We start from the raw sequence: 20,281 nt of genomic DNA on the forward strand, positions 1-20,281 counted from the left end.
CCCCATGCACCACCCCAGCGCAACGCCCGACCCCCGCCACGACGGCCTCGTGCGGGTGCGCGGCGCCCGCGAGCACAACCTCAAGGGCGTCGACGTGGACATTCCGCGGGACGTGCTCGCGGTCTTCACGGGCGTTTCGGGCTCAGGGAAGTCCTCGCTGGCGTTCGGCACGATCTACGCGGAGGCGCAGCGCCGCTACTTCGAGTCGGTCGCCCCGTACGCCCGCCGCCTGATCCACCAGGTGGGCGCGCCGAAGGTCGGGGAGATCAGCGGCCTGCCGCCCGCGGTGTCGCTCCAGCAGAGCCGCTCGGCGCCGACGTCCCGCTCGTCGGTCGGCACGGTGACGACGCTGTCGAACTCGCTGCGGATGCTGTTCTCGCGGGCCGGTACGTATCAGGAGGGGGCCGAGCGCCTGGACTCGGACGCGTTCTCGCCGAACACGGCGGCCGGCGCCTGCCCCGAGTGCCACGGCCTCGGCCAAGTGCACCGCACCACCGAGGAGTTGCTGGTCCCCGACGCCTCGCTGTCGATCCGCGAGGGGGCCATCGCGGCGTGGCCGGGGGCCTGGCAGGGCAAGAACCTGCGGGACGTCCTCGACGCGCTCGGGTACGACGTGGACCGCCCCTGGCGGGAGCTTTCGCAGGCCGATCGGGACTGGATCCTGTTCACGGACGAGCAGCCGGTGGTGACGGTGCACCCGGTGCGGGACGCGGGCCGTATCCACCGCCCGTACCAGGGCACGTACATGAGCGCGAACCGGTACGTGCTCAAGACGTTCTCGGACTCCAAGAGCCAGTCGCTGCGGGCGAAGGCGGAGCGGTTCCTGGAGAGCAGGCCGTGTCCCGCCTGCGGGGGTGCGCGGCTGCGGGCGGAGGCGCTGGCCGTCACGTTCGCGGGCCGTACGATCGCCGATCTCGCCGGGGTGCCGCTCGCGGACCTCGCCGACCTGCTCGCTCCCACGGACGACACGTCGCAGACGGCGCGCGTGCTCACCGACGATCTGCGGGCGCGGATCGCGACGGTCACCGAGCTGGGCCTCGGCTATCTCAGCCTCGACCGGGCGACGCCCACCCTTTCGGCGGGCGAGCTCCAACGCCTGCGCCTGGCCACGCAGTTGCGCTCGGGGCTCTTCGGTGTCGTGTACGTCCTCGACGAGCCGTCGGCCGGGCTGCACCCCGCCGACACGGAGTCCCTGCTGACCGTCCTCGACCGGCTGAAGGCAGCGGGCAACTCGGTGTTCGTGGTCGAGCACCACCTCGATGTGATGCGGCACGCGGACTGGCTGGTCGACGTGGGGCCGAAGGCCGGGGAGCACGGCGGCCGGGTGCTGCACAGCGGTCCGGTGGACGGGCTGCGCGAGGTCGCGGAGTCGGCGACGGCCCGCTACCTCTTCGACGAGGAGCCCGCCCCCGTACGTGAAGTCCGCTCGCCCAGTGGCTGGTTGAAGGTCGGCCCGGTGACGCGGCACAACCTGCGGGACGTCACCGCCGCGTTCCCGCTCGGCGCGTTCACCGCCGTCACGGGCGTCTCCGGCTCCGGAAAGTCGACGCTGATCGGCGAGATCGGCGAGGAGCTCGAGGGTGTCGGCCGGCTCGTGGTCGTGGACCAGAAGCCGATCGGCCGCACGCCGCGCTCGAACCTGGCGACGTACACCGGTCTGTTCGACGTCGTCCGCAAGGTGTTCGCGGCGACCGACGAGGCGAAGGCGCGCGGCTACGGCGTCGGACGGTTCTCGTTCAACGTGGCGGGCGGGCGCTGCGAGACATGTCAGGGCGAGGGCTTCGTCAGCGTGGAGCTGCTGTTCCTGCCGAGCACGTACACGCCGTGCCCGGACTGCGCGGGCGCCCGCTACAACCCGGAGACGCTCGACGTCGCCTACCGGGGGCGGAACATCGCCGAGGTGCTCGATCTGACGGTGGAGTCGGCGGCGGAGTTCTTCGAGGCGGCGGACGACGACGCGGCGCGGCCCGTGCTGCGCAGCCTGCGCACGCTGCTCGACGTCGGGCTCGGCTATCTGCGGCTCGGGCAGCCCGCCACCGAGCTGTCCGGCGGCGAGGCCCAGCGCATCAAGCTGGCCAGCGAGCTGCAGCGGGTGCGGCGCGGCCACACCCTGTACCTCCTCGACGAGCCGACGACGGGGCTTCACCCGGCGGACGTGGAGGTGCTGCTGCGGCAGCTGAACGGGCTCGTCGACGCCGGGAACTCGGTGGTCGTCGTCGAGCACGACATGGCGGTGGTCGCGGGCGCAGACTGGGTGGTCGACATGGGTCCCGGCGGCGGGGCCGCGGGCGGGCGGGTCGTCGTGGCGGGGCCGCCCGCGGCGGTGGCGGCCTCGCGGGAGAGCAGGACCGCGCCCTACTTGAGGCGCGCGCTCGGTACGTGAGCCCGCCCCTGGGGCTCGGCCGCACGTACGCGCCCGCCCACCGCCTCCTCCGCCGCCCGCGCGAGCGCCCCGCGCTCCCGGTGCGCACCCGCGGCGAGGACCGGAAGGACCGTCACGTGCGCCTCGATCCGCCGGGCGCACACCACCCGCCACAGCGCGGCGAGCAGGGTGTCGTCGCCGACGAACGCGGGGGCGGTGCTCACGGCGCCGTCCGGCAGCCGGTACCCGATCCGTACCGGCTGCACGGGCACGCCCACGTCGAGAGCGGCCTGGAACGCGGCGCGGCGAAAGGTGCCGCCGGCCCGGCCGCACCACGTACTGCCCTCCGGGAACACGGTGACGGCGCCCCCGGACCGCAGCACACCCGCGAGCCGCGCGACCGTGCCGGGCAGGGTGCGCAGCCGGTCGCGGTCGATGAAGATCACGCCGGCCCGTGCCGTCAGGAACCCGGCGACGGGCCAGCCCCGTATCTCCCGCTTCGCCACCATGCGGGCGGGTCGGACGGCCGCGAGCAGCGGGATGTCCATCCACGAGATGTGGTTGGCGACGATCAGCAGCCCGCCCGCGGGCGGCGTGCCACCGGTTAGGCGCGTCCGCACCCCGGTGGTGCGGACGACCGCGCGGGCGAAGAGCCGTACCCAGCGCGCCGGGAGCCACCGGCCCAGCGGCAGCGCGACGACGCCGACGAGCAGCACCGCCAGCAGCGCGGCGAGCCGCAGCACCGCGCGCGGCACCCGGACGGTGCCGCTCGGGTCGCCGACGCACGCCCGTGAGCAGGGCGCCGTGGGCAGCCAGACGCTCACCGGGCGGGGACGAGCGACAGGAAGTGGTCGAGGTAGCGCCGGTTGATCGCGCGCATCGGCAGCAGCACGTACAGATCGGCGACGCCGAAGTCCGGGTCGTGCGCGGGCGCCCCGCACACCCAGGCGCCGAGCCGCGTGTAGCCGCGCAGCAGGGCCGGGAGTTGCACGGGAGCGGCGGGACGCTCGACACCGGCCGCGTGCCAGGCGCGCAGCGGCGTGACCCGGTACTCCTCGGGTGCGAGGTGCGAGGCGCGCACGCGGTCCCAGGTCGCCGCGGCGAGCGAGCCGCCGTCGGCGAGCGGGATCGAGCAGCAGCCCGCGAGCCATTGGTGGCCGCGGTCGACCATGTAGCGGGCGATGGCCGCCCAGATGAGGCCGATGACGGCGCCGTCCCTGTGGTCCGGGTGGACGCACGAGCGGCCGACCTCGACGAGCCCGGAGCGGATCGGGGCGAGCGCCCTGAGGTCGAACTCGCTCTCGGAGTAGAGCCGGCCGAGCTCTGCGGCCCGGTCGGGCGGCAGCAGCCGGTAGGTGCCGACGGCCTCGCCGGTGGAACGGTCGCGTACCAGCAGGTGGTCGCAGTGCGCGTCGAACGGGTCGGTGTCGAGCCCCGGCCTCGCGGTGTCGAGGCGGGCGCCGAGTTCGCGGGCGAAGACGTCGTGGCGCAGGCGCTGGGCGGCGCGGACGTCGTCCGCGTCCCTGGCCAGGCCGACGGTGTACCGGGTGGGGGTGGCGGAGGGGGCGGGGCGGTCGAGCGTGCGTGCGCCGGTCATGACTGGCTCCTGGTCACGTGCCTGTCGGGGAGGGCTCAGCTGGGGGACGTGGGGCCGTGGGTGCGGCCTTCCGCCTCAGTTCTTCCGATCCCGGTTGGCGTGTACGTGACGAGCGGGTCGTGGGCGCATGTGCGGCTGCTGAATGCCCGGGGTGGGGCGAACGCGATGACGGGACCGGGGGTTTGAGCACCACTCCCGGTCCCGCCCACCCCGCGCTTTTCGCGGGACGCCTATCGCACGCGCACGGTCAGCGGCTGACCTTGCGGTTCGCGCGCAGCCATTCCTTGTTCATGCTGGTGATGGAGAACAGCGGGATGCCCTTCGGGCAGGCCGTCGCGCACTCGCCGGTGAGCGTGCAGCCGCCGAAGCCCTCGGCGTCCATCTGGTCCACCATGTCGAGCACGCGGGTCTCGCGCTCGGGCGCGCCCTGCGGCAGCACGTTCAGGTGGTTGATCTTCGCGGACGTGAAGAGCATCGCCGCGCCGTTCGGGCAGGCGGCGACGCACGCGCCGCAGCCGATGCACTCGGCGTGCTCGAAGGAGAAGTCCGCATCCGGCTTGGGCACCGGGGTGGAGTGCGCCTCGGGCGCCGCGCCGGTCGGGGCGGTGATGTAGCCGCCGGCCTGGATGATGCGGTCGAAGGCCGAGCGGTCCACGACCAGGTCCTTCACGACCGGGAAGGCGGAGGCGCGCCACGGCTCGATGTCGATCGTGTCGCCGTCCTTGAAGGACCGCATGTGCAGCTGGCAGGTGGTGGTGCGCTCCGGGCCGTGCGCGTCGCCGTTGATGACGAGCGAGCAGGCGCCGCAGATGCCCTCGCGGCAGTCGTGGTCGAAGGCGACCGGGTCCTCGCCCTTGAGGATGAGCTCCTCGTTGAGGGTGTCGAGCATCTCCAGGAAGGACATGTCCTGGCTGATCCCGTCCACCTCGTACGTGGACATGGCGCCTTCGGCGTCGGCGTTCTTCTGGCGCCAGACGCGCAGGGTGAGCTTCATGCGTAGCTCCGCTGAGTGGGGTGGACGTACTCGAAGACCAGGTCTTCCTTGTGCAGGGTGGGGGCGGCGCCGGTGCCGGTGAACTCCCAGGCGGCGGCGTAGGAGAACTCCTCGTCCTGGCGCGCGGCCTCGCCGTCGGGGGTCTGCGACTCCTCGCGGAAGTGGCCGCCGCAGGACTCGGCGCGGTGCAGGGCGTCGAGGCACATGAGCTCGGCCAGCTCCAGGTAGTCGACGATGCGGTTCGCCTTCTCCAGGGACTGGTTGAACTCCTCGCCGGTGCCGGGCACCTTGATGCGGCGCCAGAACTCCTCGCGGATCTGCGGGATCCGGTCGAGGGCCTTGCGCAGCCCGGCGTCGGTGCGGGCCATGCCGCAGAACTCCCACATCAGCTCGCCGAGTTCGCGGTGGAAGGAGTCGGGCGTGCGGTCGCCGTCGACGGCGAGCAGCTTGGCGAGCCGCTCCTCGGTCTCGCGCACGACCTCGACGGTGGCCGGGTGCGAGGCGTCGACCTCGTCCTTGTGCGGGTTCTTGGCGAGGTAGTCGTTGATGGTGGCCGGCAGGACGAAGTAGCCGTCCGCGAGGCCCTGCATCAGCGCGGAGGCGCCGAGCCGGTTGGCGCCGTGGTCGGAGAAGTTGGCCTCACCGATCGCGAACAGGCCGGGGATGGTGGTCGACAGGTCGTAGTCGACCCACAGCCCGCCCATCGTGTAGTGCACGGCCGGGTAGATCCGCATCGGCGTCTTGTACGGGTCCTCGTCGGTGATCCGCGCGTACATGTCGAAGAGGTTGCCGTACTTGGCCTCGACGGCCTTCTTGCCCATGCGCTTGATGGCGTCGGCGAAGTCGAGGTAGACGCCCTGGCCGCCGGGGCCCACTCCCCTGCCCTCGTCGCACACGTTCTTCGCTGCGCGCGAGGCGATGTCGCGGGGCACGAGGTTGCCGAAGGCGGGGTAGATGCGCTCCAGGTAGTAGTCGCGCTCGTCCTCGGGGATCTCGTTGGCGGGACGGGTGTCGCCCTTGGCCTTGGGCACCCAGATGCGGCCGTCGTTGCGCAGCGACTCCGACATCAGGGTCAGCTTCGACTGGTGGTCGCCGGTGCGCGGGATGCACGTCGGGTGGATCTGCGTGAAGCACGGGTTGGCGAAGTAGGCGCCGCGCCGGTGCGCGCGCCAGATCGCCGTGGCGTTGCTGTTCATGGCGTTCGTCGACAGGTAGAAGACGTTGCCGTAGCCGCCGGAGGCGAGCACGACGGCGTCCGCGAAGTACGTGTCGATCTTCCCGGTGATCAGGTCGCGGGCGACGATGCCGCGGGCCTTGCCGTCGACGATGATCAGGTCGAGCATCTCGGTGCGCGGGTGCAGCTCGATGTTGCCCGCGGCGACCTGGCGGCTGAGCGCCTGATACGCGCCGAGGAGCAGCTGCTGGCCCGTCTGGCCGCGGGCGTAGAACGTGCGGGACACCTGGACGCCGCCGAAGGAGCGGGTGTCGAGGAGGCCGCCGTACTCGCGGGCGAAGGGCACGCCTTGGGCGACGCACTGGTCGATGATCTCGACGGAGATCTGCGCGAGCCGGTGCACGTTCGACTCGCGGGCGCGGAAGTCGCCGCCCTTGACGGTGTCGTAGAAGAGGCGGTGCACCGAGTCGCCGTCGTTGCGGTAGTTCTTCGCGGCGTTGATGCCGCCCTGCGCGGCGATGGAGTGGGCGCGGCGCGGCGAGTCCTGGTAGCAGAACTGGACGACGTGGTAGCCCTGTTCGGCGAGCGTGGCGCCCGCCGAGCCGCCGGCGAGTCCTGTGCCGACGACGATGACGGTGTGCTTGCGGCGGTTGGCCGGGTTGACCAGCTTCGCCTGGAAGCGGCGGGTGTCCCAGCGCTCGTTGACCGGCCCTTCGGGGGCCTTGGTGTCGACGACCGGCTCACCCGTGGTGTATTCGGCGTACGAAGTCATGTCTCTCAACTCACCAATCCGGTCATGACGCCCACGGGCACGGCGATGAAGCCGAGCGTGAGCAGTACGGCGAGTACGTTGCCGACGGTCTTCAGGACGCGGTCGCGGGTGCGGCTGCCGACGCCGAGGGTCTGCGCGGCGCTCCAGAACCCGTGCTGGATGTGGAAGCCGAGCGCGAGCATCGCGACGATGTAGATGACGTTGCCGTACCAGGTCGAGAACGTGTCGATGATGTTCTGGTACGGGTGCAGGTGCTCGTAGCCGCCCGGGTGCACCGTGCCGGTCGTCAGGTCGAGGATGTGCCAGACGATGAACAGGCCGAGGATGATGCCGCCCCAGCGCATGGTGCGCGTGGCGTAGTCGGCGCGCGGCTTCTTGTGCACGTACTTGCTGGGGCGCGCCTTGTTGCCCCGGCGGCTCAGCTGGTACGCGGAGGTGGCGTGCGCGACGACCGCGACGACGAGCACCACCCGCACGATCCACAGCGCCCACTCGTAGTGCAGCACCGGGGAGCCCATGGTGCGCAGCCAGGAGGCGTAGTGGTTGATCTCGTCGGGGCCGAAGAAGATCTTGAGGTTCCCGATCATGTGGGCGACCAGGTAGAGCAGCATCACGAGGCCGCTCACCGCCATCACGGTCTTCTTGCCGACGGAGCTGTCCCAGATCGTGCGCGTCATGGACGGCCGTCGGTCCGTCCGCGTTGCCAGAGCCATGGGTCAAGACGCTAGAGCCCGAGGGCCCGATCGGTCCAAGACATGGTCCAGCTCATTTCCATAGGCTTTCGCTATCGAGGGAACTATTCTGGTCGGCATGCAGTTCCAGCAGCTCCAGTACTTCGTCGCGGTCGCGGAGACCCGGCACTTCACCCGCGCCGCCGAATTGGTGCACGTCGCCCAGCCCTCGCTGTCCCAGCAGATCCGGGCGCTCGAGCGGGAGCTGGGCGTGGACCTGTTCCAGCGGGCGCGCGGCAACATCACGCTGACCGACGCCGGGGAGGCGCTGCTCCCGCTCGCCCGGCGGATCCTCGCCGACGCCGACACGGCGCGGCACGAGGTGCAGGAGCTGGCGCAGCTCAAGCGGGGCCGGGTGCGGCTCGGCGCGACGCCGTCGCTGTGCACGGGCCTGCTGCCCGACGTGCTGCGGGCCTTCCACGACCGCTACCCCGGCATCCAGCTGATGATCGAGGAGGGCGGCTCCCACGACCTCGTACGAGAGCTGGCGCGCGGCGCGCTCGACCTCGCGCTCGTCGTGCTGCCGCTGCCGGCGCCCGCTCCCGCCCTGACGACGGTGGAGCTGCTGCGCGAGGAGCTGGTGGTGGTGTCGTCCAAGGAAGCGCCCGCGCCGGGGCACGGCCGCAAGTCTGTGCGGGTCTCCGATCTGGAGGGCGAGCGGCTCGTCATGTTCCGCCACGGCTACGACCTGCGGGAGCTGACGGTCGCGGCGTGCCGGGCCGAGGGGTTCGAGCCGGACTTCGCGGTGGAGGGCGGCGAGATGGACGCGGTCCTCGGCTTCGTGCGGGCCGGGCTCGGCGTCGCGGTGGTGCCGTGGATGGTGGCGCACCGGGCCGGCTCGGACCTGCGGGTCACCCCGCTGGCCAAGCCGGGGCTGCACCGCACCATCGCGCTCGCGCACCGCTCGGACGTGGCGCCACCACGCGCGGCCCGCGAGCTGCAGCGAATGCTGTTCGAGGGCCGCTCCTGAAAGTCAGCCCGTGGCGTCCGCCAGGGCCAGCTCGTGGAGGCGGTCCGGCGGGCCGGGGCGGGCGTAGTACCACCCCTGGGCCGTGTCGCAGCCCAGGTGACGCAGCTGCTCCGCCTGCGCCCCGGTCTCGACGCCCTCGACGGTGACCGACAGGTCGAGGCTGTGGGCGAGCGAGACGATGCCCTCGACGATCTTCAGGTCGACGGGGTCCGCGGGGAACCGCTGCATGCCTTGGGTGAAGGAGCGGTCCAGCTTGAGGACGTTCACGGGCAGACGCCGCAGGTTCGCCAGGTTCGAATAGCCGGTGCCGAAGTCGTCGAGGGCGATGTCGACGCCCATCTCGGAGAGGTTGCGCAGCGGCTTGAGGAGGTCGTCGTCCGCGCCGATCAGGGCCGACTCCGTCACCTCCAGGCACAGCGCGTCCGGCTCGAGCCCGAAGCGCTCCAGGATGTCGACGGTGTCGGCGACCAGGCCGGGGTGGGTCAGCTGCATCGGCGACAGATTGACGTTGATGCGGAACGGGCCCGCGTCCTCGTACCGGTCCTGCCACACGCGCGCCTGGCGCACCGACTCCTCCAGGACCCAGCGGCCGAGCGGCACGATGAGCCCGGTGTGCTCGGCGAGCGGGATGAAGCGGTCGGGGCCGAGCACGCCGTGCTGCGGGTGCAGCCAGCGGACCAGGGCCTCGGCTCCGCGCACGCTGCCGTCGCCGAGGTGCACGAGCGGCTGGTACTCGATGAAGAACTCGCCGCGGTCCAGGGCCGCGGGCAGCGCCGTGGTCAGTCCGTGCCGGGTGATGGCGCGGGCGTCGGCCTCGGGGTCGGCCAGCTCGTAGCGGTTGCCGCCCGCGGACTTCGCCCGGTACATCGTGATGTCGGCGCTGCGCAGCACCTCGGCGGGGCTGCGCTCGGCGGCCGGGCCCTCCACGATGCCGACCGAGCCGCGCACGGTCAGCTCGCGGCCGTCGATGCGGATGGGCGTGGCCAGCGCGTGCATGATGCGGCCGGCCAGCTCGTCGACCTCGGTCTCGGTGTCCGTGCCGGTGGTGAGGGCCACGAACTCGTCGCCGCCGAGCCGGGCGACCATCTCGCCGGGGGCGGTGGCGCAGGCCTGGAGGCGGTCGGCGACCTCGACGAGGAGCCGGTCGCCCGCCGCGTGGCCGAGGCTGTCGTTGACGGTCTTGAAGCCGTCGAGGTCGAGGTAGCACAGGCCGAAGCGCATGCCCTCGCCCGCGCTGAGCACCTTCTCCAGGCGCTCGAAGAACAGGGTGCGGTTGGGCAGTCCCGTGAGCGCGTCGTGGGTGGCCTCGTAGCGCAGCCGCAGGTTCAGCAGGCGGCGCTCGGTGACGTCCTCCATGAGCGCCAGCTGGTACTGCGGGGCGCCGTCGGCGTCGCGCAGCAGGGAGACCGTCAGGTTGGTCCACAGGGCGGTGCCGTCGGGGCGTGAGTACGCCTTCTCCACCCGGTAGCTCTCCCGGTCGCCCTGCACCAGCTCGTGGTACATCCGCCAGATGTGCGGGGCGTCCTCGGGGTGGGTCAGCTCGTGGGCCTTGCGGGCGAGCAGCTGGGTCCTGCTGCCGCCGAACATCCGCACCATCGTCTCGTTGACCTCGAGGATGGTGCCGTCGAGGTCGGCGATGCCGATGCCGATCGCGGCGCCGTGGAACACGGCGCGGAACTTGGCCTCGCTCGCGTGCAGGGCCTCGGCGACGGCGCTGCGGGCGTTGAGCGCGGCCCGCGATATGGCCTCCTGTTCGGAGCGGGTGCGCTCGCGCAGCGCGCCCGCGAATCCGGCGGCCATCGCGTGCTGGATGCGGGCGCAGCGGGAGCGCAGTTCGTCGGCGCGGGCCGCGCTCGGCTCCGCGTCCCCGCAGTGCCGGACGAGTTCGCTCTCCACCACGTCGAGGGTGAGGGTGAGCGCCTCGGGGTCGGTGCAGTGCGCGTCGACCAGGGCCGCGCCGACGGCCCGCGCCTCGGCGCTGTCGAGGGTCCGCGCGGCGAGCGCGGTGCGCAGCCGGCGCGCGAGCGGCACGAGTTCGTCCTCGAACTCGTGCCGGGTCAGTGAGGTCGCCGTGACCGGGAAAATAGCCCGGCTCCAGATCATGGCGAACCCGCGCACTCTGTCTTCCGGTCCGCCCGGCACGTCAGTCACGCCTTGCGCCCCACTCCCACATAGCCCGCGAAGGTGTACGGGTCCTCGTCCTCGGGGGCGGAGTCGGGCCGCCACTCCGGCATCGCCACGATGCCCGGTTCGACCACGTCGTACCCCTTGAAGAACCGTTTGATCTCCTCGCGGTTCCGCATGATCAGCGGATTGCGGACATCGTTTCGGTAGACGCCGACCATCCCGTCCGCCCGCTCCGTCTCTATGGGCATGCCCTCATTGGATGCATGCGTCACGATGAGCAGGCTGCCGGGTGCCAGCGCCGCACTGAGTTCGGCCACGGCCGCGTACGGGTCCTCGGCCTCCTCGATGAAGTGCAGTACGGCGACGAGGAGCAGCGCCACGGGCCGCTCCAGGTCGATCAGTTCCTCGACCTCGGGGCTCCCGAGGATCTCCTGGGGCCTGCGCAGGTCGGCCGCGACGACGCCCGTGCGGGGCACGCCCTCCAGGACGGCGCGGCTGTGGGCGACGGCGACCGGGTCGTGGTCGACGTAGACGACGCTCGCTCCGGGGCTCGCCTTCTGGGCCACCTCGTGCACATTGCCGAACGTCGGGATTCCGGAGCCGATGTCGAGGAACTGCGTGATGCCGAGGTCGGCGGCGTACCGCACGGCCCGGCGCATGAACGCCCGGTTCGCCTGCATGATCTTCGGCAGTCTCGGCAGGAACTCCATCGCCTTGCGGGCGGCCTCCCGGTCGACCTCGAAGTTGTGCGATCCGCCCAGGTAGAAATCGTAGATTCGGGACACACTGGGCACCGAGATGTCGATGCCCTGTGGAGCCCAGGCGGGACGCTGCATCAATCTCTCCATGGCGTAGGCGAGCCGTTGTTCGAGCCGAGGCTACTGATCCACCGCCAATGGAGCGAGTCAAAACGGAAATTGACCGTCCGTTCCCGGACACCGTATCCGGCACTCGCCAATCGGCAACGATCCGAAACCATCCCGAAACCTTCTCTTTCCCCGACGAAAAGAACCGGTCCGTTCCCTGCACACGGCCTGACCTGGGCCATGCGGGGAACGGACCGGCGACGAGCCAATTCCGTTGACGACTCTACTGTGAGCACCGCGCCGAACGCACCGCACCCACCTGGTTGTTACTCGGGAGCCGCTGGGGAACTACTTGGGGGCGCCCACCGGCTTTCCATCCGGAGCCGCCGCGTACCACGTACCACCGACGCCCTGCCCGTTCGTGTCACCTGGCTTTTTGTCGCCGGAGAAGGTGTAGACGGGCCAGCAGTTCAAGGTCTGCTGCTTCGTACCGTCGGGCCTCGTGAAGGTCATGTAGCCCTTCAGTGGAATGTTCTGCGTGTCGTTCTTCGCAACCGGAGCGACCGCCGGCCACTTCTCGGCGCAGGCGCCCACGCAGGTGGACTTGATCGGCCACGCGGAGTCCTTGAGGAAGCGGTAGACCGTCATGCCGTTCTTGTCGACGACGATCTCGCCGAGCTTCGGGTCCTTGCGCGTGGACAGGCCCTTGAGGTCGGCGGGCTGCGCCCCCGCCTCCTCCTCGGCCTTCTTGTTGGCCTTCTTGCCGTCGGGCGCGGCCGCCCACCAAGTGCCGCCCACGCCCTGCCCCTTGGTGTCGCCCGCCTTCTTGTCCATGGCGTAGCGGTAGACGGGCCAGCCGTCGACGGTGAGCTGCTTGGTGCCGTCGGCGGCGGTCACCGAGCCGAGGAGCGAGTCGTCGACGCCGGGCGCCGCCTTCGCGCCGCTCGACGGGACGGCCGGCCACGCCTTCAGGCACGCCGCGTCGCAGTTCGACTTGGGCGGCTGCGCGGTGTCCTTGTCGAAGCGGTAGAGGGTCATGCCGTCGGCGTCGGTGAGCACCTTGCCGAGCTCCTTGCTGTCCCACGAGGCGAGCTGCCCCGCGGACTTGGTCTCGGCGGCGCTCTTGTCGGTGTCGTTCGAGGAGCCGTAGCCGTCGGACGATCCGTAACCGCCCTGCGCCGGGGCCGCGTTGCCCACGTTCTGTCCGGCGCCCGACTGGTCGCCCTGGTCCTGACCGCACGCCGTCGTCAGCGCCAGCAGGGCCGCAGCTGTCGCTACGAGCGAGGCGCTCCGCCAGGAGGTCTTCATCTCAACTCCCGCACATTGCTTGGGTGTTGTACGACCCGGGGCGGGCCGCACATGGCCCTAGGTACGCGCGGCGATGACGGCTGTGTTCAATGCGCGGGAAGATTTCTTCCGGTGCGCCGGGGCGTGCGCGGTGGGGCGCAGGCCCGGGAGCAGGGCCGCGCACGGCCGCAAACCCGAATGCTCCTACTCCCCACCATCGGGCCAATCCCGCGCCGCGTCGGCGTGGCAGCATCCCGCGCTGCTCAGGATCTTGGTCGTGCATCGAACCAAGCGCTCCACGTCAGCCCTGGTCACCCGCGCCGTCGCGGTGCTCGCCACCGCCTGGCTGTGCGGCGCGCCGAGCGCGGCGGCGATGCCCGCCGTGACACCGGCCGACAACTGCGCGTACGCGTCCGTCGACGGCGGCTCGTCGGGCGACGCGGTGGCGGTCTCCGGCAGCGGCGTCATCTGCCGCGCGGGCCCCACCACTCCCCCGCCGAAGAAGCCCGCGCCCAAGCCCCCGCCGCCCGAACCGGCGCCACCGCCTCCGCCTCCGCCACCCCCGCCGAAGCCGACGCCGACCCCGACCCCCACGCCTCCGCCGCCCCCGCCCGCGCCGCCGGCCCCCGAGCCGCCGCCGAAGCCGAAACCGAAGCCGACCCCCACCCACACCAAGCGCCCGAAGCCTTCGCCGAAGCCGGTGGACTACCCCGCCTACCGCCCCACCGTGCACCGCGCGCCGCCCCGCAGCGGGCCCTCCCTGGTGACCCTCACCCTCCTCATCACCGCGCCCGCGGTGCTCGCGGTCGCGGTCCTGCGGCCCCGCTGACCCCGCCGATCCCTCCGAACCCGCTCAATTCGTTGAATCCCTGTGGAGCTGTCGATGTCGGAATGGCTTGTTCTCGTCCTCGCGATGCTCGCGGTCTGCGGTGTCGTGCTCGTCGTACAGGTCCTGCAACAGCGCAGGATCGGCGACGACGACGACCCGTCCGAGACCCCCGACGTCATCGAGTACATGACGATGATGATCGGCGTGGTCTACGCGATCGTCCTGGGTCTGGCCATCGCGGGCGTCTGGGAGGCCCGCAGCGCCGCCCAGGACCACGTCCGCAACGAGGCGCAGGCGCTGCACGAGATCAGCGAGCGCGTCCGCGTCTACCCGGCCGACGTCAGGGACGGGATCCGCGAGGATGTCGACAGGTATGTCAGCCACGTCGTCACCACCGAGTGGCACACCATGCGCACCAAGGGCGAGCTGACGCACAAGGGGGACCAGCTGCTCCAGAAGGTCCGTGAGGACGTCACCGACTTCGAGCCCAGGAACGACTTCCAGGCCCAGGCCTACCAGCCGCTGCTCGACCAGGTGACCGCGGCCGACGACGCGCGCGGCGCCCGCGCCGACTCGACGGGCGCCACGATGCCGGGCGTCGTCTGGTTCGGCCTCGTCATCGGCGCCCTCGTCACCATCGGCATGATCTTCGCGCTCCAGATCAGGCGCACCCCGCGCGAACTGCTCCTCGCCGGGCTCTTCTCGTCCCTGATCGCGTTCCTGCTCTTCCTGATCTGGGACCTCGACGCGCCCTACAGCCGGGGCGTGGCCGCGACCGCCGATCCGTTCCTGATGCTGTTCCCCGGCGCCCACTGACCGCCTCGGGCTGCGCCCAGGCCCGGCGCGCCGCACTCTGAGACGCATGACCCGATGGCACGCCCCGATCGTCGTCCACCCGCCCGCCCCGGCGGGTGGTCGGCACGTCTCCGTCCGCGGACAGGCGCTCGGCCTGGCGCACAGCGACGCGGACCTCACGGCGCTGCTGCGCCGCGCGGGGTTCGGCGAGGCCGACGTCACGCTCGACGACCCGCACCTCGTGGAGTGGCGCGGGGCCGGCCCGCACATCTGGCACGCCGCGGACCCGGACGCCACCTGACCGGCCCACACGTGTGCCCCGTTCGTACGACACGGATCGCGGCCGTCCGAGGGTGTCCCTAGCGTTTCGGGCATCGAGGTGCCTGTCCCCGGCGCGCGGAAACGGTCCGCTGCCGCGCCTCGTGGACCCCGGAGGAAACCTCATGCACGCGATACGTGCCACGTCCGCCGCCGCGCTCGCCCTGGCCGCGCTCTCCCTCGCCGCGACGCCCGTCGCGGCGGACGACTCCTCGTTCAACGTGGCGGTCACCCCGTCGACCATCGCCGCGGGCGGCGAGGTCTCCCTGCAGGCCAGCGGCTGCTCCAACCCCGAGTCGATCACCGTGACCGAGGGATTCTTCAAGCAGGTCAGCTTCAGCAGCAGCGGTGCGGGCAACGCCAGCGTCGACTGGAACGTCCAGCAGGGCGCGGTGCGCAGCGTCACCTTCCACTGCGGCGACTCGAAGGACACCGTCTCGGTCACCATCGCGAGCGGACAGCCCAGCTCCTCCCCCGTCCCCCAGGGCGTCAAGGCCGGCATCGGCGGCAGCGTCGGCGGGATGGATCTGCACGAGGTCGCGCTCGGCGGCGCCCTGATCGCGGGCGCGCTCGGCACCGCCTACGTCGTGGCGCGCCGCCGCACCGGCGACAAGCGCGCCTGACCCGCCCCGGCCCTCGCCCGTGCCGAACTGGTCCTTCGCCGAGTCCGAGGAGGAGCGGCCGCGACGGCGCGCCCCGTGGGGTGTGCTCGCGCTGGTCCTGCTGACCGGTCTCGCGCTCGTCCGCAGCGGTTCGGGAGCGTTCGACCCGGGGCCGCCGCAGCCCGCGTCCGCCGCCGCTGCCGAGCGCCGCACGACGGAGCAGGCCGCGGCGCGGGGCGCCGGCCCGCTGCCGTACTCGCCGGGCGAGCGGGTGCGGATCCCGGCGATCCGGGTCGACGCGCCGGTGACGGAGGTCGGCCTCGACGCGGACGGCTGGGTGGACGCACCGCCGTCGCGGGAGCCGAACCTGGCGGGCTGGTTCACCGGCGCGGCCTCCCCCGGCGAGCGGGGCACCGCGGTCGTCGTCGGGCATGTCGACAACGCACGCGGTCCCGCCGTCTTCTACGGCCTCGGCTCCCTGCGCGCCGGGCAGCACGTGGAGGTCCGCCGCAAGGACGGCCGCACCGTCGTGTTCCGGGTGTACGGGGTCGAGGTGTTCGCCAAGGACCGCTTCCCCGGCCGCACGGTGTACGGCTCGCGCGGCGGCGCCGAGCTGCGGCTGATCACGTGCGGCGGCCGGTTCTCCGCGCGGGGCGGCTACACGTCGAACGTCGTGGTGTTCGCCCGCATGGTGTCGGCGCGCTGACGCGGGGTGTCACAGTCCGGGCGGGCGCGGCACGGTGAGCCGGTAGCCCGCGTCGAGCAGGCGGGGCAGATAGGCGCGGACGGCGGTCAGGGTCTGGGAGCGGTCGCCGCCCGCGTCGTGGTTGAGGACGATGACGCCCGGCGCGGCGCGGTCCACCACCCGGGAGATCACCGTACGGGCGCCCGGGTCGTCCCAGTCGAGGGAGTCGACGGTCCACGCGAGCGGCTCCATGCCGAGCTCCGTGCCGAGTTCGAAGACATGGCGGTTCCACGCGCCGTAGGGGGCGCGGAACCACTGCGGCGGTTCGCCGAGCGTGCGGTCGATCAGTTCGCAGGTGCGCTCCATCTCGGTCCTGATGCGCGCGCGGTCGAGCTTGAGGAGCAGGGGGTGGGTCCAGGTGTGGTTGCCGACGATGTGTCCCTCGTCGGCGAGTCGGCGCAGCAGGTCGGGGCGCTCGCCGGCGCGGCCGCCGCAGACCAGGAACGTGGCGCGTACGTCGTGCTCGCGCAGGATCCGCAGGATCTCGGGGGTGTACTCGGGGTCGGGTCCGTCGTCGAAGGTGAGGGCCATGGCGCGGTCGTCGGGCGCGGTGTCGAGCCGCAGGATCGGCGCGGTGCGCACCTTCAGGGCGGCGCGCTGCGGCCCGTGCCCCGCCATCGGCCGCAGCCGGTACGCGGCGGGCTCCCGCGCGGGGCGGACGCTCCCGGCGGCGCGTGTTCCCGTATCCGTGCCGCTGTCCGTACAGCCGGTGAGCGCGGCGAGGCCGGCGGCGCCGAGCCCTGCGAGCAAGGCGCGCCGTCCCCTGGGGTGCTGATGCTTTGTCATGATTGATGCGTGACACGCCGTGCGCGCGGCCACCGGAGCGGAGACGGGAAAGCACCTGATCGGCGGCTTCTCGGTTAACCTCTGCCGCGTGACCGAAGAGCAGCCACATCAGTTCGAACGCGGCACCGACGGACCGAAAGTGATCGTTGTCGGTGTCGACGGCTCCGATTCCTCGTTCCGCGCCGCGGCCTACGCCGGGGGCCTGGCCCGCAGACAGCGCGCGCTGCTCGCGGTGGTGTACGTACAGCCGGTGATGACGGGCGGGGCCGCGCTCGGGGTGCCGGTGGCCGAGACCACCGACGAGATCGCCGAGGGCCTCATCCAGGAGATCCGCGCCTCGGCCGCGCGGGTGAAGGACATATACGACGTGCGCTGGGAGTTCCACACCTTCCGCGGCGATCCGTTCAACGGCCTGGTCACGGCCGCGGACGAGCTGAAGGCCGACGCGGTGGTGGTCGGCGCGTCCGAGCAGGCGGGGCACCGCATCGTGGGTTCGGTGGCCGTACGGCTGGTGAAGGCGGGGCGCTGGCCGGTGACGGTCGTCCCGTAAGGATGGACGTGGGGGCCTCTACGGCGCTGCTGTCTTCCGAACCCCGTGCCGCGGAGGCATCATGATCGGCCGTCAGCCGTCGTCCCCGCAGCAAGAGGTGAGGCCCCATGTCCGTCCCCCCGAAGATCTCGAGAGGGCAGGGCGTACTGCGCCGCAAGCCCATCGAGCAGATCGACGACACGGAGTCCGGCGGTAAGCTCACCCGCTCTCTCGGCCTGTGGCAGCTCACCGCGATCGGCGTCGGCGGCATCATCGGCGCCGGCATCTTCACGCTCGCGGGCACCGTCGCCAACGGCACGGCGGGCCCCGCGGTGCTCATCTCGTTCCTCATCGCGGGCGTCGCGAGCGCGGCGGCCGCTCTCTCCTACGCCGAGTTCGCCGGGCTCATCCCGAAGGCCGGGTCCGCCTACACGTACGGCTACGCGGTCCTCGGCGAACTGGTCGGCTGGTTCATCGGCTGGGACCTGCTCCTGGAGTACACGGCCATCGTCGCGGTCGTCGCCATCGGCATCTCCGGCTACTTCAGCTTCCTGCTCGGCGAGATGGGCGTGGACCTGCCCAGCTGGATGCTGGGCGCGCCGGGCACCGGCAGCGGCCACAAGGTCGACCTGTTCGCCGCCGCGCTGTGTCTGCTGATCGCGTGGCTGCTCAACATGGGCATGAAGAACGCGGCCCGCTTCGAGACCTTCGTGGTCGTCCTCAAGGTCCTCGTCGTGCTGCTCGTGATCGGCGTCGGCGTCTTCCACATCAACTCGGACAACTACACGCCGTTCTTCCCGTTCGGCGTCAGCGGCGCCTTCACCGGCGCGGCCACGGTCTTCTTCGCGGTCTTCGGCTACGACGCCATGTCGACGGCGGCCGAGGAGTCCAAGGACGCCCAGCGCCACATGCCGAAGGCGATCATCTACTCGCTGATCATCTCGATGATCCTGTACGTGCTCGCCTGCCTGGTCCTGACCGGCATGCAGAACTACAAGGACATCGACCCCGAGAGCGGCTTCTCCACCGCGTTCAAGGCGGTCGGCCTGAGCGGACTCGCGGACGTCATCGCGGTGGGCGCGATCATCGGCATCCTCACCGTGATGTTCACGTTCATGCTCGGCGTCACCCGCGTCTGGTTCTCCATGTCCCGCGACGGCCTGCTGCCGAAGTGGTTCGCGAAGACCCACCCGACGCGGCACGTGCCGACGCGCGTGACGTGGATCGTCGGCGTGGCATCCGCGATCATCGCCGGATTCCTGCCGATCGGCGAGGCGGCCGAGCTCACCAACATCGGCATCCTGCTCGCCTTCGTCGTGGTCTGCGTCGCGGTCATCGTGCTCCGCTACCGGCAGCCGGACCTGCCGCGCACCTTCCGCACGCCCGCCATGCCGTTCGTGCCCGCGATCGGCGTGATCTTCTCGATCTGGCTCATCACGTTCCTCCAGTGGCAGACGTGGGTGCGGTTCGCCATGTGGTTCCTGATCGGCCTGGTCATCTACTTCGGGTACTCGTACCGGAAGTCCGAACTGGCCCGCGCCTCCGACTGATCCGGGCCGGCGCACGGGCCGCTCGCCGCACCGCTCGTCGAGTGCTTCGCCCCGTCCGTCGCAGAGCCCCGCGCGTCCCCTGGGCGCGTGGGGCGCCCTGCGTTGCCATACGGCCATGACGACGGCGTTCACGACACCCACGACGACGGAGGACGAGCTCGCCCAGGTCCAGCGGGAGCACGGCGGGCCGCTGTTCTCGTTCCTGCTGCGGCTGTGCGACGGCGACGCCCAGCGCGCCGAGGACCTCGTCCAGGAGACGTACGTCCGCGCCTGGCAGCATCCCGAGGCGCTCGACTCCGCGTACGAGTCCGTGCGGCCCTGGCTGTTCACGGTCGGGCGGCGCCTCGCCATCGACGCCCGCAGGGCCCGGCTCTCGCGGCCCGCCGAAGTCGGCGACGCCGTCCTGGAGCACGCGCCGGTCTGCGCGGACCACGCGGAGCGCTCGGCGGCCGCCATCGACGTGCGGGACGCCGTGGCGACCCTCACACCCGAACACCGGGCCGTATTGCTCGAGGTCTACTTCAAGGGCGCTAGTGTGGCAGAGGCCGCAGACACCCTCGGCATTCCCCCCGGTACGGTCAAGTCCCGTGCGTACTACGCGTTGCGGGCGTTGCGCCGTGTCCTTCCGGGGTACGCGCCCGACCTGCGGTGAAACCGAGGCCCGGGTCAAGCATCGGTAAAGCGCCTTGCTCCGCACACCCATTCCTCGGTTGAGTAATCCGCTGTCCTCCCCGGTGAGTTGAGACGGGTGGGTCCGGGGGCCGGAGAAGCACGCGGACCGGAGGAAGGCAGGAAGGCGATGCGGTACGAGAGCGAGTCCGATGGCGGACCGGGCGGCGACGGTCTCGTCGTCCCCATGGCGTGGCTCTACGCGGAGTACATCGCGGACGAGCTGTTGCGGACCGGCGACCTGATGCCGCCCACGTCCTTCGAGTTCAAGGCCGGCCGGGACGCGCTCGCCCTGACCATCTTCCTGTCCGACGCGGGCGACGAGCTGTCCGGCATCCGCGTCGTCTCCCAGCTGGAGACCTGGCTGTCCCTCACGGCGTACGACCAGCCGTGGCAGTCGTGGGTGCGGGACCGCTTCGCCGAGCGGTTCGACGCCGACGCGACCGCCCGCCGCCCCTCCCCCGACCTCCAGCTCGCCGACGCGGCGTGGCGGTGGCTGGAGGAGACCGAGCTGCTCGCCCCCGACCTGGACGCGGTGCCGGTGCCGGACGAGGAGGACGGGCCGCAGGTGTGGACGCCGGCGTGGCAACTCGGCCTGCCGCTCGGCCACTTGGCGATCTCCCTGTTCTGAGCGCGGC

At 71.6% G+C, this 20,281-nt stretch carries 20 protein-coding genes; 11 read left to right on the top strand and 9 right to left on the bottom strand.

What is annotated here, in order from left to right:
- The first annotated feature begins 4 nt into the window (after positions 1 to 4).
- Positions 5 to 2,383 (top strand): ATP-binding cassette domain-containing protein, encoded by a 2,379-nt coding sequence (locus ACTWJ8_RS04530; RefSeq protein ID WP_443262987.1) that lies wholly within the window; start codon positions 5 to 7, stop codon positions 2,381 to 2,383.
- Here the strand turns inward: ACTWJ8_RS04530 and ACTWJ8_RS04535 are convergent.
- From ACTWJ8_RS04535 to ACTWJ8_RS04555, 5 genes are all read right to left on the bottom strand, one after another.
- Positions 2,356 to 3,186 (bottom strand): lysophospholipid acyltransferase family protein, encoded by an 831-nt coding sequence (locus ACTWJ8_RS04535; protein ID WP_443262988.1) that lies wholly within the window; start codon positions 3,184 to 3,186, stop codon positions 2,356 to 2,358. The two genes, ACTWJ8_RS04530 and ACTWJ8_RS04535, sit on opposite strands and share 28 nt — an antisense overlap.
- Positions 3,183 to 3,959 (bottom strand): GNAT family N-acetyltransferase, encoded by a 777-nt coding sequence (locus ACTWJ8_RS04540; RefSeq protein ID WP_443262989.1) that lies wholly within the window; start codon positions 3,957 to 3,959, stop codon positions 3,183 to 3,185. Before ACTWJ8_RS04540 ends, ACTWJ8_RS04535 begins: the two co-directional genes overlap by 4 nt.
- A 247-nt stretch (positions 3,960 to 4,206) precedes the next feature.
- On the bottom strand, positions 4,207 to 4,953 hold the full coding sequence (locus ACTWJ8_RS04545; protein ID WP_356380564.1) for a succinate dehydrogenase/fumarate reductase iron-sulfur subunit: 747 nt from the start codon (positions 4,951 to 4,953) through the stop codon (positions 4,207 to 4,209).
- Positions 4,950 to 6,899 carry a fumarate reductase/succinate dehydrogenase flavoprotein subunit gene (locus ACTWJ8_RS04550; RefSeq protein WP_443262990.1) on the bottom strand — a complete coding sequence of 650 codons (1,950 nt, stop codon included), beginning with the start codon at positions 6,897 to 6,899 and terminating at the stop codon, positions 4,950 to 4,952. Before ACTWJ8_RS04550 ends, ACTWJ8_RS04545 begins: the two co-directional genes overlap by 4 nt.
- A 5-nt stretch (positions 6,900 to 6,904) precedes the next feature.
- Positions 6,905 to 7,576: a succinate dehydrogenase gene (locus ACTWJ8_RS04555; RefSeq protein WP_356380570.1), complete on the bottom strand. Its 672-nt coding sequence runs from the start codon at positions 7,574 to 7,576 to the stop codon at positions 6,905 to 6,907.
- Positions 7,577 to 7,709: 133 nt separating this feature from the next.
- Between ACTWJ8_RS04555 and ACTWJ8_RS04560 the strand changes: the two genes are divergently transcribed.
- The gene (locus ACTWJ8_RS04560) at positions 7,710 to 8,600 is read left to right on the top strand and encodes a LysR family transcriptional regulator (protein ID WP_356380573.1); all 891 of its coding nucleotides are present in this window, start codon (positions 7,710 to 7,712) and stop codon (positions 8,598 to 8,600) included.
- 3 nt (positions 8,601 to 8,603) lie between these two features.
- Here ACTWJ8_RS04560 and ACTWJ8_RS04565 read toward each other — a convergent pair whose 3' ends face one another.
- From ACTWJ8_RS04565 to ACTWJ8_RS04575, 3 genes are all read right to left on the bottom strand, one after another.
- Positions 8,604 to 10,703: a putative bifunctional diguanylate cyclase/phosphodiesterase gene (locus ACTWJ8_RS04565; protein WP_443262991.1), complete on the bottom strand. Its 2,100-nt coding sequence runs from the start codon at positions 10,701 to 10,703 to the stop codon at positions 8,604 to 8,606.
- A gap of 44 nt (positions 10,704 to 10,747) precedes the next feature.
- Entirely contained in the window at positions 10,748 to 11,563 is an 816-nt protein-coding gene (locus tag ACTWJ8_RS04570) for an SAM-dependent methyltransferase (protein WP_443262992.1), read from the bottom strand.
- 318 nt (positions 11,564 to 11,881) lie between these two features.
- Positions 11,882 to 12,841 (bottom strand): SCO0930 family lipoprotein, encoded by a 960-nt coding sequence (locus ACTWJ8_RS04575; protein WP_356380582.1) that lies wholly within the window; start codon positions 12,839 to 12,841, stop codon positions 11,882 to 11,884.
- A 256-nt stretch (positions 12,842 to 13,097) separates the two neighbouring features.
- Between ACTWJ8_RS04575 and ACTWJ8_RS04580 the strand changes: the two genes are divergently transcribed.
- From ACTWJ8_RS04580 to ACTWJ8_RS04600, 5 genes are all read left to right on the top strand, one after another.
- Positions 13,098 to 13,649 (top strand): hypothetical protein, encoded by a 552-nt coding sequence (locus tag ACTWJ8_RS04580; protein WP_443262993.1) that lies wholly within the window; start codon positions 13,098 to 13,100, stop codon positions 13,647 to 13,649.
- A gap of 54 nt (positions 13,650 to 13,703) precedes the next feature.
- The gene (locus ACTWJ8_RS04585) at positions 13,704 to 14,465 is read left to right on the top strand and encodes a bestrophin-like domain (RefSeq protein WP_443262995.1); all 762 of its coding nucleotides are present in this window, start codon (positions 13,704 to 13,706) and stop codon (positions 14,463 to 14,465) included.
- Between the two features lie 46 nt (positions 14,466 to 14,511).
- Positions 14,512 to 14,745: a hypothetical protein gene (locus ACTWJ8_RS04590; RefSeq protein ID WP_356380590.1), complete on the top strand. Its 234-nt coding sequence runs from the start codon at positions 14,512 to 14,514 to the stop codon at positions 14,743 to 14,745.
- Between the two features lie 142 nt (positions 14,746 to 14,887).
- The gene (locus ACTWJ8_RS04595; protein ID WP_356380593.1) at positions 14,888 to 15,385 is read left to right on the top strand and encodes a hypothetical protein; all 498 of its coding nucleotides are present in this window, start codon (positions 14,888 to 14,890) and stop codon (positions 15,383 to 15,385) included.
- Between the two features lie 19 nt (positions 15,386 to 15,404).
- Positions 15,405 to 16,070, top strand: a complete 666-nt coding sequence (locus ACTWJ8_RS04600) for a class F sortase (RefSeq protein ID WP_443262997.1) — start codon at positions 15,405 to 15,407, stop codon at positions 16,068 to 16,070.
- Positions 16,071 to 16,079: 9 nt separating this feature from the next.
- Here the strand turns inward: ACTWJ8_RS04600 and ACTWJ8_RS04605 are convergent, their stop codons facing one another.
- The gene (locus ACTWJ8_RS04605; RefSeq protein ID WP_443262998.1) at positions 16,080 to 16,895 is read right to left on the bottom strand and encodes a polysaccharide deacetylase family protein; all 816 of its coding nucleotides are present in this window, start codon (positions 16,893 to 16,895) and stop codon (positions 16,080 to 16,082) included.
- A gap of 88 nt (positions 16,896 to 16,983) precedes the next feature.
- On the opposite strand from ACTWJ8_RS04605, the gene ACTWJ8_RS04610 reads away from it, so the two are divergent.
- The 4 genes from ACTWJ8_RS04610 to ACTWJ8_RS04625 all read left to right on the top strand — a co-directional run bounded on the left by ACTWJ8_RS04610 (position 16,984) and on the right by ACTWJ8_RS04625 (position 20,274).
- On the top strand, positions 16,984 to 17,445 hold the full coding sequence (locus ACTWJ8_RS04610) for a universal stress protein (protein ID WP_356380601.1): 462 nt from the start codon (positions 16,984 to 16,986) through the stop codon (positions 17,443 to 17,445).
- Positions 17,446 to 17,552: 107 nt separating this feature from the next.
- On the top strand, positions 17,553 to 18,974 hold the full coding sequence (locus ACTWJ8_RS04615) for an amino acid permease (protein WP_443262999.1): 1,422 nt from the start codon (positions 17,553 to 17,555) through the stop codon (positions 18,972 to 18,974).
- Between the two features lie 115 nt (positions 18,975 to 19,089).
- The gene (locus tag ACTWJ8_RS04620; protein ID WP_443263000.1) at positions 19,090 to 19,626 is read left to right on the top strand and encodes a sigma-70 family RNA polymerase sigma factor; all 537 of its coding nucleotides are present in this window, start codon (positions 19,090 to 19,092) and stop codon (positions 19,624 to 19,626) included.
- Between the two features lie 147 nt (positions 19,627 to 19,773).
- Positions 19,774 to 20,274: a hypothetical protein gene (locus ACTWJ8_RS04625; RefSeq protein WP_443263001.1), complete on the top strand. Its 501-nt coding sequence runs from the start codon at positions 19,774 to 19,776 to the stop codon at positions 20,272 to 20,274.
- Positions 20,275 to 20,281: the final 7 nt, after the last annotated feature.

This window comes from Streptomyces sp. SDT5-1, assembly GCF_052245995.1.
Classification (GTDB): Bacteria; Actinomycetota; Actinomycetes; order Streptomycetales; family Streptomycetaceae; genus Streptomyces.

Bases quoted from the DNA above. Each gene is read 5' to 3' on its own strand.
- ACTWJ8_RS04575 (WP_356380582.1), bottom strand. From the start codon at position 12,841: ATGAAGACCTCCTGGCGGAGCGCCTCGCTCGTAGCGACAGCTGCGGCC.
- ACTWJ8_RS04590 (WP_356380590.1), top strand. From the start codon at position 14,512: ATGACCCGATGGCACGCCCCGATCGTCGTCCACCCGCCCGCCCCGGCG.
- ACTWJ8_RS04545 (WP_356380564.1), bottom strand. From the start codon at position 4,953: ATGAAGCTCACCCTGCGCGTCTGGCGCCAGAAGAACGCCGACGCCGAA.
- ACTWJ8_RS04620 (WP_443263000.1), top strand. From the start codon at position 19,090: ATGACGACGGCGTTCACGACACCCACGACGACGGAGGACGAGCTCGCC.
- ACTWJ8_RS04595 (WP_356380593.1), top strand. From the start codon at position 14,888: ATGCACGCGATACGTGCCACGTCCGCCGCCGCGCTCGCCCTGGCCGCG.
- ACTWJ8_RS04565 (WP_443262991.1), bottom strand. From the start codon at position 10,703: ATGATCTGGAGCCGGGCTATTTTCCCGGTCACGGCGACCTCACTGACC.
- ACTWJ8_RS04605 (WP_443262998.1), bottom strand. From the start codon at position 16,895: ATGACAAAGCATCAGCACCCCAGGGGACGGCGCGCCTTGCTCGCAGGG.
- ACTWJ8_RS04560 (WP_356380573.1), top strand. From the start codon at position 7,710: ATGCAGTTCCAGCAGCTCCAGTACTTCGTCGCGGTCGCGGAGACCCGG.
- ACTWJ8_RS04540 (WP_443262989.1), bottom strand. From the start codon at position 3,959: ATGACCGGCGCACGCACGCTCGACCGCCCCGCCCCCTCCGCCACCCCC.
- ACTWJ8_RS04555 (WP_356380570.1), bottom strand. From the start codon at position 7,576: ATGACGCGCACGATCTGGGACAGCTCCGTCGGCAAGAAGACCGTGATG.
- ACTWJ8_RS04530 (WP_443262987.1), top strand. From the start codon at position 5: ATGCACCACCCCAGCGCAACGCCCGACCCCCGCCACGACGGCCTCGTG.
- ACTWJ8_RS04570 (WP_443262992.1), bottom strand. From the start codon at position 11,563: ATGCAGCGTCCCGCCTGGGCTCCACAGGGCATCGACATCTCGGTGCCC.
- ACTWJ8_RS04585 (WP_443262995.1), top strand. From the start codon at position 13,704: ATGTCGGAATGGCTTGTTCTCGTCCTCGCGATGCTCGCGGTCTGCGGT.
- ACTWJ8_RS04550 (WP_443262990.1), bottom strand. From the start codon at position 6,899: ATGACTTCGTACGCCGAATACACCACGGGTGAGCCGGTCGTCGACACC.
- ACTWJ8_RS04615 (WP_443262999.1), top strand. From the start codon at position 17,553: ATGTCCGTCCCCCCGAAGATCTCGAGAGGGCAGGGCGTACTGCGCCGC.
- ACTWJ8_RS04625 (WP_443263001.1), top strand. From the start codon at position 19,774: ATGCGGTACGAGAGCGAGTCCGATGGCGGACCGGGCGGCGACGGTCTC.